A 15,100-nucleotide genomic window follows, 5' to 3' on the forward strand; every position below is an offset into this window, starting at 1 on the left:
AACGCCAAGCCCGATATCCCCCTGATCGAGGCAAGGCTGGAAGCGCTTGCGAAAAAATGGGCGCCACGGACACGCCGAAAAGCCTGACAGGCCGCGTCAACGCCACCTTCCGTCGGCGCTTACCCCTCATCCGACGAACGGGCTAATTTGGTCGACACCTGCCCAGAGACCGGACGGTCTGCACCGCAAGAATGAAATTCAGCCGCTGAGCGTCCGACAAGGGTCGATACGAGATACGGGGATCACTTAATCCCGTAACGCTATTGAGTTGGCGCTGGTTCAAGCCATCCGCGATAATGGATCAGTTGCCCAATCAGCGGCAAGGCGATCGGTACATCGAAGTGGAAGCGCCCGCCTTCCGCCCATTCTCGTGCGTTGGAGCGTGGGGCCAGCCATTTTGGCAAGGGCAATGGTCCAAGCCACCACCGCCGCATCACCATGCTCAATCCCAGATCGTCGCTCGGCAGGTCGAAGTCGAAGCGCAGCGGGCCGAACCGTTCGACAAGCCATCCACTGCGCTGGCTGAGTTGGCTTCGGAAGGACCGTCCACTGAAATCGCGTGTCCAGGTCTCACTGCCGTCAGTTTCCTGGAAATGGACATGCAGGCGGTGATGGCCAGGCTTAGGAAAGCCTACCATGCGCGCAATACAGGCTGCCACCGGGTTGGCCGCGCCTGTCACCAGCGCTTCGCCCATCGCGCCGCCATCACGCGATATATCGTGGATCGCGCGCACCTCTGGCGGCAGTCGCGCGAAGCGGTCGCCCATCACCCGCTCATATAGCGGCGGTGGAGCGGGCCGTTCCTCCATGGCGTGATCGATGGCCAGCCGTCCGAACGCATCGGCATAATTGCCCAGCGCCAGCGCCTCTCCGGCATCGCGGGCACCGGCGGCTTCCTGTCTCGAAAGGATATGGGCGATGATAGGCTCCACTGACAATGTCGGTATCTCCGGGCCGTCGCCTTGGTCGGCGATCAGCGTCCATCGACGCTCTATCCGCTGGCTGCCGACATCGCCGAACAGGCGCACGATCATGGCGGAGCGATCGCTACCCAGAGAACGTGTCAGGGACTGGAGCGGCCGTTGCAGGCGGGCGAACGGCGCGAGAGAAGCCAAGATCTTTGCCCGCACCAGCCAGCTTGCGAGCCACAGCATCCGGTTCTGGAACCCGAGTTCGGTGCCCGCGCGGAAACTGACGGCCGGATGTCCGACCAGCCTTTCGGGTAGAAGCTCAAGGTCGGGCACATCGACAAGCGCGACCTGCCGTCGGGCAATCGCGATTCCGCCTGCGCATTGGAAACGGGCCAAGTGCCGCTCCTGCCATCCATAGGCGGTCGTCCAGCGCTGGCCGCGCCAGATACGCATGGGCTGGCCGACCTGCCCCAATATGGCGGCGGAAACGGCCGGACCCGCCGTTGCCTGGTTGGACGCACTGATCGCTATCTCGATCGCGCGCACCTTGTCCATGCCGCGCGCCAGATGCCGCACCACCGCGCCCGATAGCGCCGGAACGCTGGAGGCACCGGAAAGCAGGACGACGCCTGCTGCCTTGGCGGCCTCATCCAATGTGCGGATGCCGCAGACGAAATCGCGGCTGTCGGCGATGTCGACATAATGCACTCCGGCGGCGATACATGCTGTCGGGATCGTGTGGTCCATTGCCTGAAAAGGCCCGGACGCATCCACGACTATGTCTGGTTCATGCTCGTCCAGCGCGGATGCGATATGGCTGCGATCCAGGGCCAACGGTGTGAGGCCGGGCATGTCGCCGCAAAAGGCGCGCGCCTTGTCGTGGATCTGCCCGCTACGATAACTCTATATCCTGCAGCGACCAGATGCCGCGCGATGCGTCCGCCAAAGCCGCCATATCCGCCGAGGAGCAATATACAGATCACAGGATCTGGCGCGCCTGCTGCGCCGTGGGTATCCAGCAGGTGGAGCGCTGGCCGAACAGCCGGTAACGGTGGCGGGCGACCCAGCGATAGACGGGATCGCGCAGCCAGCGCGGGACGATCCTGAACAATGCCAGCGCCTTCCACGGGCGATCCAGTCCGGCCCATATGGCCAGCACCGCGTCGCTGGCCTGCAAGGCCCGTTCCCCTTCCACCACGATCAGGCTTTCCGGATTTGCGGGATCGATGCCGAACCGGCGGTAAAGCGCAGCGCCGATTTCACCCTGCATGGACGCCAGCCGGAATCGTCCGGCTCGGTCGTGCCGCAGCACGAAGGCGGCATTGGCGGAGCATAGCACGCACATTGCGTCGAAGTCGATGATCGGACCGTCCTCGCTGGCAGGATTGGCATTCATGCGGGCACCGATTCTGGCGCGGGCATATGAAGCGCCCTTTCCAGCCCCAGCGGCCCAAGCGGATTGGCGACCAGTCCACTCACCATCGCCGCCTGTATGCTGGTGGCGGGCCAAAACTTGGACAGCGGGCCGACCAGCCGATCGCGGATCAAGGGCAACAAGCGGCTGTCCGATTGATAAACGGGCGTGAACAAGGCCGTGAGCCACTGGTAGGTCAGGACATGGCGTCGCCGCAGCTTGATGCCGAGACGAACCCCCTCATCCACCCCGTTCGCGTCCGCCAGACCTTTAGCCAGCGCCCAGGCATCGAGCAGCGCCATGTTGGCGCCCTGACCCAGCTGGGGACTGGCGGAATGCCAGGCGTCACCGATATGGGCCAATGCCGGCTCCGCCGGTGATCGCAGGGTACGGTGGGCGTAGCGGGCGAAGGTCAGTTGGCCGTGATCTTCAATCTGGTCGAGCAACGGCGCGCACGCGGGCCAGAGCGCAGTAACGCGTGCCTTCCACGGCCCCAGTCCCGCCTGATGCCAGTCCCCCAGCCGATCCGCGCGCAACGACCAGAAGAAGGCGACCTTTGCCGTCGTCGCACCAGGCGGCGTGCCGATCGGCAAGACGCCCGCCATGATGCTGGCGCGGTCATAACGCTGCGCAAGGGCATGGGCATCGAAGCGCGTATCCTGCGGCAGGTCGAGGCTGGCCCAGAGAGCGCCATAGGCCAGTTCCCGGCCGGTCGGCGGCGCCAGCGGCGTGCGCGTACCCAGCGCATCGACCACGAGATCATAGGGAATGCTGGTTTCACCATCGGCAAAGCGCAACGCGCGTTGCGCTCCGACCGGCTCGCTGTCTACGAGCGTGCGGCCGGTGTGGACGGTGATCCCTGCTCGCAAGACTGCCTCATGCAATATCGCAAACAGGCTGGCGCGATGGATGCCGATGCCGAACATATTGCTGTGGCGCAGCGCGGCATAATGGACGTCAAGGACGACCCGTTCCCCCGCCTTGCCGAACAGCCGGTCGATGCGCGAGCCGCGCCGCAACACGTCGTCCAACAACCCCAATTGGCCAAGGACCGCCATGCCTGTGGGCTGGATCATCAGGCCCGACCCGATGGGGCGCGGCGTGTCGAAACGCTCGAAAAGAGTGACCTCATGGCCCGCCCGATGCAGCAGGAGCGCCGCCGCCAGTCCGCACGGCCCGCAGCCTGCGATCGCGATGTTCAGATCCTGCATGACGGCCGTCTAGACGAGCGGACAAGCCGTTCCAAGAGGATGGCCGAAAATCTAACCGGGGAGCGAGGAAGCGCGCCCGGAATATTTGGCGAAACTGCCCCGGTATGCAGTGAGAGATGCCGAATTTCAGCACCTGCCAGCGAGCGAGATGACAAGAGTCATGCGGCTGCCAATGCCCCCATCGTCACATAATCCAGCTTGCCTGTGCCGAGCAACGGGAGCGCATCGACTTCGCGAATATCACGGGGGATGGCTAGTTCGGTGATGCCATTTGAGCGCCCCCAAGCCTGAAGATCGCTTGCCTTGGCCCCTTTGCGTGTGGTGAACAGAACTAGTTGTTTGCCTTCGCGTGGATCAGGGCGAGTGACGACGGCATGTTCGGCATCGGGCCACAGCACGGAGGCATAGCCTTCGACGGCAGGGACAGAGATCATCTCGCCGCCGATCTTGGCGAAGCGCTTGGCGCGACCGCGAATGGTGACGAAGCCTTCGGCGTCGATTGTCACGATGTCGCCGGTGTCGTGCCAGCCTTCTTCGGATGGTTGCAGCACACCCTGCCGAAACGCGCTGGATAAGGAAGGCGGTCAGCGAAGTTGGTCAAGGCCTATATTCACACTGTATCTTCGCCGCGTCCCCGTATTGGACGAAAAGAGCGCAGACGTTGGGGAACCGCGGATCGATGCGGCTGCGGCAAGCATTGTCGTCGTGGAGAATAATGATCAGTTCGGCGAATTTGCGTCTCCAACTGCTTGGCGATCTGGGGGGGGCAGCGGGCGGCCAATGCGCTCGAGGAGATCGCCATTTTGGAAAATGGATCACGGCAATGTCGATACATATGTAATGATGTCGTCATGCCAGGAAAGAATGGGGTCGAGCTGGGTAAGAAAATCCCAGCACGCTGGCCCGACAGGATGGTAGTTCTTACCAGCGGCTATAGCCATGAACTGACCAAATACAGCGGGGACGGCTTCCCGCTTCGCCCACAAGTCCTATTTGGTAGAGGAATTATTTCTCATCGTCCGCGATGCTGTCGCCTCAGACGGCTAGGAACCCTTGAAGTGAGTATAAGAAGGGCGTCGGAGTCGTAGCGTTGCACGTGAAGTAGCTTCATTCCAAGCCGATAGAAGAATGCACGCCGGATATTGTCTCGACGCGGCATTTGCTAACAGGGTAAAAAGCCCCTTCGATCTGCATCATGCAAGATCGAAGGGGCAGGGAGCCGGGGCATCGGCGATCGCCATACCCCGTCCGTACACGCAGAGATATTTTGAAAAAAACGTTCGTTCAGGACTTGAGACCCTTCGCCATGTTGAGATGTGCCGTCACGATGGGAACAAGCTTGGTCGCAAACTCCTTCAATGAGGGAACATCACCATTGGCCGAATAGGCTTTGAGCGTCTCGAGTGTCTCCTGATGTCCCCTGGTCTGCGCTTCGATATATGCGGCATCAAAGTCCGCACCTTTCTTGCGCTTGAGCGCGTCGAGCGACTGTTGCTGCACGCTAGACAGGAGCGGCTCGGGCACGATGGCCGGGGACGCGGCGCCCGCAGCCTGGCCGAGCTTTGCCGTTGAAGCGGTATGCGCCTTGATCATCGACTCCGCGAATTTCTTGACGGACGCCGACTGGCTGTTGGCTTGGGCCAATCTGGAGCTTTCGATTTCGAATGTATCGCTTGCCGCGGCCGCATTGGCGAACGTCTGGCCTGCGCTCTCCGCAACGGGCACCGGTTCGATGGCGTTGACGCTGTTCATCGGTGCTGCTGCAGCGTTGTTGGACGTAGTGTCGACCTTCTTGCCGCATCCACCAAGTGTCAACGCTGCCAATGATATCGCCACCGTCGCGAATTGCATCTTCATCGATCGTCTCCCGGATCATCATCTGTCGGAACGTCAACCCGCCGCGTCCAAGCTCGTTCCCATGGGAGCCTTCTTTGCCGCCCGCCGTTGGTGATGATTGAATCATTAAATGGAGGACAGGCACATGGGCATCTTCAGCAAGATCAGGGACAAGATTTTTGGTCATGACGACCAGAAGGCGAGCAATGGCGCTCCTGCACCCGCCCCGAAGATCCAAACAGCCAACCCGACGCCAGCCGCCACGCCCCCTGCGTCGACCGCCACGGCCACCGCGTCACCTGAGGCAGCATCGCTACCGCAGGTCGATGTCGGCGCGGTCCTTTCGGCCATGGCCGACGCCAAGGGAGGCGGGGGAAATTATCAAAGTTCGATCGTCGATCTGTTGAAGCTGCTCGATCTCGATTCCAGCCTCGCCGCGCGCAAGGAACTGGCCGACGAACTGGCTGTCCATGAGGGCGCTGCCGGTAGCGCCGAGCATAATATCGCGCTGCACAGGGCCGTGATGGCGAAACTTGCTGAAAATGGCGGTGTGGTTCCCGATAGCCTGCGCGATTAAGGCCTCCGGCCATGCCGCTCCTTCTTAAAGTGGCGGCACGGCATCATCCAATCAGAACCATATCGATAGGAACGCTGGCCCCGCACTGATGCGGGGCCAGCCTTGCGTCAGGCGATCCCTGCACCGCCGGTCATGCCATAGACTTCGCGGGTGATATAGCTGCCCTCCTGCGAGGCCAGCAGGACTTAGACGGGCGCGATTTCGACCGGCTGGCCTGGGCGGCCCAACTGGCTCTGCTCGCCGGACTTACGGAGGCGGTCGTGATCACCGTTGCGCCGGCGGGAAGATGCGGAACAGCCGCCAGGGTGATCCAGTGCATGGCTTAGCGATGGGTCTTGAGCGTACGGTCGAAATCTTCCTATCTCATGGCTTCCGAAGCAGCCGTTTGGCCTTCGTGGTGGCCGGCCTCGCAACGAGTAACCCAGTCCGTCAAACCACGAATGTAACCCCAAGCCATGTCCGTGTAGGGTATCGGGGCCGTGCCGTAGCCAAATTGGCGTTAGCCGCCGCTAAACTTGGTATAACGATGCTCGGCTGATGCATCATTTGGCCTGCGTTCTTCAGCCGTTGAGATATTCCCAGACTTTGGAAATGACGACCGATCCTTCGCCAACCGACGAAGCCACACGTTTGACAGAACCCGAACGGACATCGCCGACCGCAAATATGCCAGCGCAGGAGGTCGCATAGGGCGAACCACCATCTACGGGGTCGCCCGTCATTACAAACCCCTTGTCATCCAAGGCTACAAGGCCAGTCAGCCACTCCGAATTGGGTGCCGCGCCCACCATCACGAACATCGCGCAGACCTCGATCGTCTGTTCCTCTTCACCATCCTTATGAATCGTGACAGCGTCGAGCTTGTCGGTGCCATCCAGCGCCGTCACCTGCGCTCCATATTCTATACTGATCCTAGGGTCGGCTTCCAGGCGGCTCGACAGATAATGAGACATGGACGTCGCCAGCGAAGTGCCTCGCACCAGAAGACGGACATGGCCGGCAGATCGGCTCAGATACATGGCCGCCTGTCCCGCCGAATTGCCGCCCCCTATCACGATCGCCTCGGTGCCTTGGCAATAACGCGCTTCATTCTCGGTCGCCGCATAATAAATGCCTGCACCCTCAAACTCCGCAAACCGGGGAATCGGCAGGCGCCGATATTGTACGCCTGTTGCGACGACGACGGCGCCTGCCCGGACCTGATGTCCATTGTCAAACGTCGCGCAAAACTGGCCACTGTCCAACCGTTCCAATCGTTCGACACGGCGCGGCATTACGAACCGCGTACCGAACTTCATGGCCTGGATCTCACCGCGCCAGACAAGGTCCGCGCCCGATATGCCCGTCGGGAAACCCATATAATTCTCGATCCGGCTCGATGTGCCTGCCTGGCCGCCAATTGCGATATCCTCGACGACAAGGGCATTGAGCCCTTCAGCTCCGGCATAAACGCCGGCCGCGACGCCGGCGGGGCCGCCGCCAACAATCAGCACGTCAAATGCTTCGCATTGGGCTACATCAAGATTGAGGCCAAGCAGTTCGGCAACCTTGTGCGGCGTGGGTTCAGCGATAACGCGATCACGACCGAAGATAACTGCAGGCTGATTGATGGGAATGGCGCAACTGTTGGCGACCCGGATCGCCTCGGGGCTACCGACCAAATAAGAAGCAAATGGCAGGCGATTGCGGCTCGCAAATTCAGCAATGCAGCGTATGTCTCGATCATCATCCTCGCCGATCAGCACAAGCGTCCCATCCCGATTGTCGAGCTGCCGCCGCCGCCTTGCTGATAGTACTGTGATGATAATATCCGACATTTCCGGCATATCGGCCATCAACCGCAACATGGCATGCCGCGGGACTTCCACTACCCGCGTATCAAGCGCAGCGCGCATCGGCATGGTCCAGACACCACCACTCAGGAAAGATATCTCTGCCATGAACTGGGTTGGACCAAGGGTGGAGGCGCCATAGCGCTTTCCGCTAAAAGCATCGACAACTTCGATCTCGCCTTCATCGACATAGACGAAGCAATCGACCGGATCGCCAGGCTGCACGATATAGGTGCCTGCCGCATAGGTCGCTGGCATACCAGCCGCGCGTAAAGCTTCGACATGAGCTGGCGTGAGCGGAACACGCTGCATCTCATCAAGATTGCGGCCAATGGTTTCCATCAGGCTGAAGCAGCAGTCGGCGCGGCAAACTGCCGTGACGGCGGGCTCGATTTGCTATTCAGAGCTGCTCTCCTGAAAAACGATCATGGATGATGCAGACTATCGATCACGGTCCCTGCCGCTGCAACAGGCAAATGACGATAGCAGCTCGTCGTTCATATGTGCTTCAAAGCAAGATCAGGCCGCCTGACTCTGTCCTCAAGCGATTTGGGAGCATCGGTACCGGTGAAAAATACCGGGCCGGTCCAGCAGCCGGTCAGGGTCAAGAGCAAGATTACCAGAGGCAGCGCGCGTGACATAGTCAGACCTTACTTGGCATCCCAACTTTCGCTATCGACAAATCTATTCTGCCGGGAGAGATTGTGTATCTAGACGGCTCATTAGCGGCCCGCAGCAGTCTGGCGCGCGCCCTTTAGCGGGGGCGGGCGTAATTTAATCTCGACTTTGCTGATCTCGACTGAGTGCGGCTAGTGAAGGTCTATCCCTCCTCGGTCGAAGGCTTCATTCACCTCCTTCAGCATTTAAGAGCGATAAATCTTGCCGTGGCCTTCTGCACTCAGACGCGTGCCGTGATATCTACCGAGAATTCGCCAAGTTTTACGACTCCAAACCAGGGTTATGGGGCGGTCAGCGCGCGACAATCATCGCCCAGCATGACCGATTTAAGAATATCCAGAGCCGACCACAATTGCCGGTTAGAGCCAGCACGATGTTTAGAATTCATGACACCTATTTCAGTGTCAGTTTTGCCCAACTAGATACGGCAGATCACGACCGGAACCGACTTGGCCGCGAGAACATGGCTTTGTTCCGCGTGATGCTCGACGGGTATGAGGCTGTTGCACTCGGGATAATAGGCGCCAAGGCATCCGTGCGGAATGCTATAGGGCGTCACGATCAGGCCGGGGCGCCGCCGGGCCACGCCGTCGTCCCATGAAGTTTCGAGCGTTACGATATCCCCCTCGTTCAGCTTTTCGCGTACCATGTCGTCAACATTCATGAAAAGAACGTCCCTTGTGCCTTTCACACCCCGAAACCGGTCGTGATAGCCGTAAATAGTCGTGTTGAACTGATCGTTCGAACGTAGGGTCATCAGGCGATATTGCCCCGCAGCGTCAGCAAAGCCGGTTCCCGACAGGCCAGATGGCACATGGAACTCCGCTTTCCGGCTTGGCGTCAGCCAGATGCGCTCCGACGCCTTATTGCCTTTCCAGAAACCGCCAGGCTGGAAAAGACGTGCGTTGAAGTTTTCGAATATGTCCGGGTATGTCGCTTCGATGGCATCACGGATGCGGGCATAGTCGGCAACCCAAGCGTCCCAATCTAGCCGTGAATTGAGTGGCACAATCCGTTTGGCGATGGCGGCAACGATCGCAGGTTCGGACAGTAGGTGCGGGCTGGCGGGCGTCGCTTTACCAACCGAGCCATGGATGCAACTGCTCGAGTCCTCGACCGAGACGGCTTGCGGGCCGCTGGTCTGAACATCCTGCTCGATCCGACCGAGGCAAGGCAGGAGGTACGCGATCCGCCCCGGCAGAAGGTGGCTGCGATTGAGCTTGGTGGCGACATGGACGGTCAGGTCGAGCGCGGGCCAGGCCGCTTCCATAGGACCGGTGTCCGGGATGGCGCGCAGGAAGTTGCCGCCCAGTCCGATAAATGCCCTGACCGATCCGTCGATGACTCCCCGACAGGTTTCGATCGTATCCAGTCCTTTTTCCACAGGTGGATCGAAGTTGTATAGCTCTCTCAACTTGTCGACAGGCGCGAGCTCCGTTTTCTCTGTGATGCCGACGGTGCGCTGACCCTGCACATTGCTGTGACCGCGCACCGGCGTCGGGCCGGCACCTGGCTTTCCGATATTGCCGCGCAGGAGAAGGAAGTTGACGACCATGCGGACATTTTCGACGCCTTTTACATGCTGTGTCAGGCCCATGCCATAGATCGCCATGACGGCCTTGGACTGGGCATAGACGCGCGCAGCCTGCTCCAGCGCGTCGCGCGCGAGACCAGATTCCCTTTCGATGTCATGCCATTGGGTCGCACGGACCTTGTTGGCGAAAGCGTCGAAATCATGGGTGTGTCGTTCGATGAAATCATGATCGAGAACTGGTGGCTCTCCAGCAGCGCTTGCCGCATCGTCCCATTCGATGAGGAATTTGGCGAGGCCCATGATCGCGGCTATGTCGCCGCCTGCCTTCACCTGATGATATTGGGTGGAGATTCCCGTTTCGGCCAATGTCACCATCTCGATCGGATTTTGCGGATCGGTGAAGCGTTCAAGCCCCCTTTCCCGCAAAGGATTGAAGGTGATGATCTCGACGCCACGCTTGCGTGCGCCGCGCAGGTCATGAAGCATCCGCGGCGCGTTGGATCCGACATTCTGTCCGAAGAAGAATATCGCATCACATTCTTCGAAGTCCTTGAGTTGGGTCGTGCCGACCGGCACCCCAATGGCCGCTTTGAGCGCGACGGACGTGGATTCATGGCACATGTTGGAACTGTCGGGCAGGTTCTGATTGCCATACATTCGTGCCATCAGCCCATACATGTATGACGCCTCCAGGCTGGTGCGGCCGGAAGAATAGAAGACGACGGATTTGGGATCATACATGCGCAGCGCCGCCGCAATGGCGTCGAACGCCTCATCCCATGAACAGGCGACATATTTGTCCTGGTCTCTGTCATATCGCAGGGGTTGGGTCAGCCGCCCATGCTGCTCGAGATCATAATCCCGCCATTCCCGCAATGCGGCGAGGCTATGTTCTTCAAAAAACGCAGGTGTCGTGCGCAGTTTTGTTAACTCCCAAGCCGTCGCCTTGGCACCTTCCTCGCAAAATTCGGCGGGATGGGGATGGGCAGGTTTGGGCCAGGCGCAACTGACACAGGCAAAACCGTCGGCCTTATTCTGTCGGGCAAGCTCACGCAGGCCCTCGGCGGGCAGACGTTCGCGTGGCAGGATTTCGGCCAGAGAGCGAACCGATCCCCAGCCGCCGGCAGGCCCCTCGAATGGCTCGATACGGGGCTTGTCCGATCTTTGCTTTACCATAGCCGTTCCGCTCCTTCTTCCAGGCAATGGCAACGAGCGGGATGGGTGTTGGTTCACCTGCCGGACCAAGCTGATGTGGATGAGGACGATTTGTTCGGAACGGCTTCTGCTTTCCTGCGGTTAATGCTGAAAAGGAGAATGTCTATGCTCAACCCGCCCGTCCGTTTTACCCATGACGTCGAGCAGTTTCAGCCAAATGAAGCAGAAACCATCGAGGGATTGAAGCAGGCTTTTGACGTCATTCTGGAGCGGACGGCCGACGATTATGGCCATGCCGTCCGCTCGGTCCATGCCAAGGCCCACGGGATATTGGAAGGCGAGATGCAGATCCTGCCTGATCTCCCGCTTGAATTGGCACAGGGTCTGTTCGCGCGGCCAGGGACGCACAAAGTCTATTTGCGCATGTCTACGAATGCGGGGGACATATTGCCGGACTCGATCAGCCTGCCGCGCGGGATGGCGATCAAGGTGCTGGACGTGGAGGGTGACCGACTTCCCGGCTCGGAAGGAACGACGCAGGATTTCGTGTTCGTCAATGGCCCGATCTTCCAGGCAAAAACGGCTGACAAATTTCTGGGCAATCTCAAACTGCTCGCCAAGACGACCGATCGCATGGAGGGCACGAAGAAAGCGGTGTCCGCAACATTGCGCGGCGTACGTCACGCCTTTGAAGCTGCTGGAGCCGAACCGCCTACGGCACTCAATTCATTGGGCGGCGCGCCGCAATCCGAGCCACTTGGCGATACCTATTACACGACGGTGCCCTTCCGGTATGGCGATCATATCGCCAAGTTCAGCCTGGCGCCGATCGCTCCTTCCATGACCGCGTTGACAGGCCAGGAGATCGCGGTCGACGGTCGTGAGAATGCAATCCGCGAAGATGTGCAAAAGGAGATGCGAGACATCGACGCACTCTGGGAGTTTCGCGTCCAGCTTAGCCGGGATTTGGAGAAGCAGCCCGTGGAAGATCCGACCGTTGAGTGGGATGAAGAAGATGCGCCGTTCATCACCGTCGCCACGATCCGCGCGAACGCACAGGACAGTTGGGGTCCGGCGCTCGTGGAAAAGGTTAACGAACAAATGCGGTTCAGCGTGTGGACGGGCATCGCCGCACACCAGCCGCTTGGCAACATCAATCGCGCACGCCGCGACCCCTATCGCCACTCCGCCGATTTTCGCGCGGCCTTCAACAACTGCCCCTATCATGAGCCGCAAGAGGGAGAAGGGTCATCGTAAATAGCGTCGGCGTCGCAAACCGAGATATCAGGGCTTTTATACGGGTAGGTCGCGCCGACTAATGAAGCTGAGTTGGGTGACTGGATATGTGAAGCTTGGAGGCGCTGGCCGGATAGCTTTTTTCTCGGAGAGTTCGACGTGGCATCATATTGGGTGAACATAGCAGCCAGGAAAGTACCAACTACGTCATTAGCGTTGTGCTGGCTGAGGCGTTTGGCGAGAAGGTTTTCAACAATCTGTGGGAAGCGCCCAAGATGCTGACGAGCATTGCCACGCATCTGGCTGGGCTGCTGCAATCCAGCCCCTATTCGGTTTGAGCCGCATGGCGGGTCTATCGGGCAGGTTTCGCGAGAATATCGTTCTTTACGGCGCCTTGCTCGCCAATGTCGGGATCGCCATCGCCAAATTCGTGGCGGCGGCGATCAGCGGCTCTTCCTCCATGCTGACCGAAGGCGTGCATTCCCTGGTGGACAGCGGCAATCAGCTGTTGCTGCTTTATGGGCAGGCCAAGGCGAAGCGTCCCCCCGATGCCAGCCACCCGTTCGGCTATGGGCGCGAGCTGTATTTCTGGGCCTTCATCGTCGCTATCCTAATCTTTGCGGTGGGGGCTGGTGTCTCGATCTATGAAGGCTGGGTGCATATCGCCCAGCCGGAGCCGCTGCGCGATCCGACGATCAACTATGTGGTGCTGGGCGTCGCCGTGCTTCTGGAAGGGACGAGCTGGGCCATCGCCGTGCGCGAATTCAACGGTAAGCGCGGTGCGAGCAGCTGGTGGCAGTCGATTCGCCGGTCCAAGGATCCGGCAGGGTTCATCGTTCTGTTCGAGGACAGCGCGGCCCTGATCGGGCTTGGTATCGCCGGTGTCGGCGTCTGGGCCAGCCATCATTACGCCGATCCCCGCATCGACGGTGTGGCGTCGATCGCGATCGGCCTGATCCTGGCCGGTGTCGCCGTCCTGCTCGCGCGCGAGGCCAAGGGGCAGTTGATCGGGGAGAGCGCGGACCCCGCCATCGTCGCTGTTGTATGGGCGATCCTCGACAAGCGGCCGCAGATCAGCGCGGTCAATCATGTCCGCACCATCCATACGGCGCCCGATGCCGTGTTCGTGGCGATCAGCGCCGACTTCGTCGATGACCTGCCGATGGGTGTGGCTGAAAGCCTGATCGAGGATATTGAGCGCGAGATGAAGGCCTGCGTGCCCGAGCTGACCTCCATCTATATCCGGCCGGAGAAACAGGCCGACGCGATCCGTCAGCCGCCGCCGATTTAGCTTTTCTCGTCCGCCTTTATTGGCGGGATGAAGCTGACCTGCGCCAGTCGCCAGTTTCGTTCCTCCTCGTCGGGCCAATAATGCCGGGGATGGCGGCATTCCAACGGTGGGTGGGCGTCATGCACTTCGGCCCGGATCAGCCGCCCGGTTTCGCGCAGCCGGACGGTGGCATCGGGAAATTCCGCCTGCAACCGATCGCGCACCTTCTGCGCGTCCTGCGACAGGTCCGTGCTAGACAGAGCGCGAGGTGCGCCGTCGACCAGTTCGGCGGTGGAGGAGCGTAGCGCCTTGATCCCGTCATTGAGGACATCGACCGAAATGATCGCCGCCGCGAGCGAATCCGCCCACCACCAGCCAAGGCCGAGGCCGATGATGCCGGCCAGTCCCGCCGCGCCCGTCAGCCAGTTGGCCTTGTTCATCAGCGCGTCGGTATGAAGCAGTTTGTCATTGAGCTGCTTTGCCAGCGGCAATTCCTTGCGGCCAATAAACAGGGGCGGGATAAGCGAATAGATTTGCGCAGCCAGCATCAGCCAGCCGAGCCACATATCGTGCCCCAGAATGACGATCGAGCCGACGGTCGCATGCTCCTGTGTGCCGAGCGCCATCAGCGCATTATAGAGCAACAGCGCGCCGACCGCTGTCAGCGCGACCGCCGCGACGAAAAACCCAAGCCCGTTGACCCGCTCGAAGCCGAAAGGGAAGCGACGCGAGCGATGGCTGTGGCGCTCCATACGCGCGGCGATCAGGAACATGATCGGCGGGACGAGGCCCAGCGTATCTTCGATCCAGGCGGTCTTCATCGTCTCGCTCTGACCCAGCACCAGCCCCATTGTGACGATGATGGTGAGCGTCCAGAAGATGTTCCAATATTCAAGGCGGATCGCCCTGGCCATCGGCTCGCACAATTCCTGCGGCAGGCTGGTCTGGCTCATTGGTCGCGTGCCTCCTGCGATATCGCGCGGCTGGCGCGCTCGACCGTCATGATCCAGCGATTTTCGCCGTTACGCATCGCGGCTTTCAGCTCGATCGGCGCGTCTTTGGTCCCGCTTGTCGAAAGGGCAGGCGCGAAGGCGACGTCCGTCGCCCATGGGCTGTCCGCCGTGAAGCGGCCGATGACGAGGTCGATCTTGACTTCGTCCAGCTGCTGGAACAGAGACTCTCCTGAACCGCTGCGCCATCGCGCGCGCGCTTTGGTGCGCCGCTCGATTTCCTCGACAAGCCTGCTGACCTGCGGCGCGGAGCGAATGGCGGGATCGGCCAGTGCTACGATGAAGATGCGGTTACGCTCGATCCGTGTCGATGTGCCGGCTGGGTCGCGCGGCAGCGCGTCGCAGGCGCCAAGCAAAAGTATCGCGAAGGCGGCTCCTCGCATCATTCGGCGGCTTCCTTGTGCGCGGGGCTTCGATCGAAGCGAGGCATGGTTTC

13 protein-coding genes are annotated in these 15,100 nt (G+C 60.5%); 4 read left to right on the forward strand and 9 right to left on the reverse strand.

Annotated features, from left to right (window positions below):
• Window positions 1-260 precede the first annotated feature (260 nt).
• The 5 genes from D0Z70_RS22340 to D0Z70_RS22365 form a co-directional block, all read right to left on the reverse strand.
• Entirely contained in the window at window positions 261-1,763 is a 1,503-nt protein-coding gene (locus D0Z70_RS22340) for a saccharopine dehydrogenase family protein (RefSeq protein ID WP_220475697.1), read from the reverse strand.
• Between the two features lie 127 nt (window positions 1,764-1,890).
• Complete coding sequence (locus D0Z70_RS22345) at window positions 1,891-2,307, reverse strand: thiol-disulfide oxidoreductase DCC family protein (RefSeq protein ID WP_119750185.1); 417 nt, start codon at window positions 2,305-2,307, stop codon at window positions 1,891-1,893.
• Window positions 2,304-3,536: an FAD-dependent oxidoreductase gene (locus tag D0Z70_RS22350; RefSeq protein ID WP_119750186.1), complete on the reverse strand. Its 1,233-nt coding sequence runs from the start codon at window positions 3,534-3,536 to the stop codon at window positions 2,304-2,306. The genes D0Z70_RS22345 and D0Z70_RS22350 overlap by 4 nt, the downstream gene beginning before the upstream one ends.
• 158 nt (window positions 3,537-3,694) lie before the next feature.
• Window positions 3,695-4,087, reverse strand: a complete 393-nt coding sequence (locus D0Z70_RS22355; protein WP_119750188.1) for an AMP-binding enzyme — start codon at window positions 4,085-4,087, stop codon at window positions 3,695-3,697.
• A 733-nt stretch (window positions 4,088-4,820) separates the two neighbouring features.
• On the reverse strand, window positions 4,821-5,393 hold the full coding sequence (locus tag D0Z70_RS22365; protein WP_119750190.1) for a DUF4142 domain-containing protein: 573 nt from the start codon (window positions 5,391-5,393) through the stop codon (window positions 4,821-4,823).
• A 124-nt stretch (window positions 5,394-5,517) separates the two neighbouring features.
• Here D0Z70_RS22365 and D0Z70_RS22370 point away from each other — a divergent pair, with 124 nt between their 5' ends.
• Window positions 5,518-5,949 (forward strand): DUF3597 domain-containing protein, encoded by a 432-nt coding sequence (locus D0Z70_RS22370; RefSeq protein WP_119750192.1) that lies wholly within the window; start codon window positions 5,518-5,520, stop codon window positions 5,947-5,949.
• A 560-nt stretch (window positions 5,950-6,509) separates the two neighbouring features.
• Here the strand turns inward: D0Z70_RS22370 and D0Z70_RS22380 are convergent.
• Together D0Z70_RS22380 and D0Z70_RS22385 are read right to left on the reverse strand one after the other, a co-directional pair.
• Window positions 6,510-8,123 carry an FAD-dependent oxidoreductase gene (locus tag D0Z70_RS22380; RefSeq protein WP_119750194.1) on the reverse strand — a complete coding sequence of 538 codons (1,614 nt, stop codon included), beginning with the start codon at window positions 8,121-8,123 and terminating at the stop codon, window positions 6,510-6,512.
• 754 nt (window positions 8,124-8,877) lie between these two features.
• On the reverse strand, window positions 8,878-11,169 hold the full coding sequence (locus D0Z70_RS22385; protein WP_119750196.1) for an FdhF/YdeP family oxidoreductase: 2,292 nt from the start codon (window positions 11,167-11,169) through the stop codon (window positions 8,878-8,880).
• 144 nt (window positions 11,170-11,313) lie between these two features.
• On the opposite strand from D0Z70_RS22385, the gene D0Z70_RS22390 reads away from it, so the two are divergent.
• The 3 genes from D0Z70_RS22390 (at window position 11,314) to D0Z70_RS22395 (ending at window position 13,675) form a co-directional block, all read left to right on the forward strand.
• Entirely contained in the window at window positions 11,314-12,405 is a 1,092-nt protein-coding gene (locus D0Z70_RS22390; protein ID WP_119750198.1) for a catalase family protein, read from the forward strand.
• A gap of 149 nt (window positions 12,406-12,554) precedes the next feature.
• A complete protein-coding gene (locus tag D0Z70_RS25085) occupies window positions 12,555-12,722 on the forward strand; it encodes a hypothetical protein (protein WP_182914083.1) in 168 nt (55 codons plus the stop codon).
• 5 nt (window positions 12,723-12,727) lie between these two features.
• Window positions 12,728-13,675 (forward strand): cation diffusion facilitator family transporter, encoded by a 948-nt coding sequence (locus D0Z70_RS22395; RefSeq protein WP_119750200.1) that lies wholly within the window; start codon window positions 12,728-12,730, stop codon window positions 13,673-13,675.
• Here the strand turns inward: D0Z70_RS22395 and D0Z70_RS22400 are convergent.
• Together D0Z70_RS22400 and D0Z70_RS22405 are read right to left on the reverse strand one after the other, a co-directional pair.
• Window positions 13,672-14,607: a cation efflux transmembrane domain-containing protein gene (locus D0Z70_RS22400; RefSeq protein WP_119750202.1), complete on the reverse strand. Its 936-nt coding sequence runs from the start codon at window positions 14,605-14,607 to the stop codon at window positions 13,672-13,674. The genes D0Z70_RS22395 and D0Z70_RS22400 overlap by 4 nt on opposite strands.
• Window positions 14,604-15,050: a hypothetical protein gene (locus tag D0Z70_RS22405; protein ID WP_119750204.1), complete on the reverse strand. Its 447-nt coding sequence runs from the start codon at window positions 15,048-15,050 to the stop codon at window positions 14,604-14,606. The genes D0Z70_RS22400 and D0Z70_RS22405 overlap by 4 nt, the downstream gene beginning before the upstream one ends.
• Window positions 15,051-15,100: the final 50 nt, after the last annotated feature.

The organism is Sphingobium terrigena (genome assembly GCF_003591655.1).
Lineage (GTDB): Bacteria > Pseudomonadota > Alphaproteobacteria > Sphingomonadales > Sphingomonadaceae > Sphingobium > Sphingobium terrigena.

What these genes read in the sequence shown, in the direction of transcription:
- D0Z70_RS22340 (WP_220475697.1), bottom strand. Translation starts at nt 1,763, where the DNA reads ATGCCCGGCCTCACACCGTTGGCCCTGGATCGCAGCCATATCGCATCC.
- D0Z70_RS22345 (WP_119750185.1), bottom strand. Translation starts at nt 2,307, where the DNA reads ATGAATGCCAATCCTGCCAGCGAGGACGGTCCGATCATCGACTTCGAC.
- D0Z70_RS22350 (WP_119750186.1), bottom strand. Translation starts at nt 3,536, where the DNA reads ATGCAGGATCTGAACATCGCGATCGCAGGCTGCGGGCCGTGCGGACTG.
- D0Z70_RS22365 (WP_119750190.1), bottom strand. Translation starts at nt 5,393, where the DNA reads ATGAAGATGCAATTCGCGACGGTGGCGATATCATTGGCAGCGTTGACA.
- D0Z70_RS22370 (WP_119750192.1), top strand. Translation starts at nt 5,518, where the DNA reads ATGGGCATCTTCAGCAAGATCAGGGACAAGATTTTTGGTCATGACGAC.
- D0Z70_RS22380 (WP_119750194.1), bottom strand. Translation starts at nt 8,123, where the DNA reads ATGGAAACCATTGGCCGCAATCTTGATGAGATGCAGCGTGTTCCGCTC.
- D0Z70_RS22385 (WP_119750196.1), bottom strand. Translation starts at nt 11,169, where the DNA reads ATGGTAAAGCAAAGATCGGACAAGCCCCGTATCGAGCCATTCGAGGGG.
- D0Z70_RS22390 (WP_119750198.1), top strand. Translation starts at nt 11,314, where the DNA reads ATGCTCAACCCGCCCGTCCGTTTTACCCATGACGTCGAGCAGTTTCAG.
- D0Z70_RS22395 (WP_119750200.1), top strand. Translation starts at nt 12,728, where the DNA reads ATGGCGGGTCTATCGGGCAGGTTTCGCGAGAATATCGTTCTTTACGGC.
- D0Z70_RS22400 (WP_119750202.1), bottom strand. Translation starts at nt 14,607, where the DNA reads ATGAGCCAGACCAGCCTGCCGCAGGAATTGTGCGAGCCGATGGCCAGG.
- D0Z70_RS22405 (WP_119750204.1), bottom strand. Translation starts at nt 15,050, where the DNA reads ATGATGCGAGGAGCCGCCTTCGCGATACTTTTGCTTGGCGCCTGCGAC.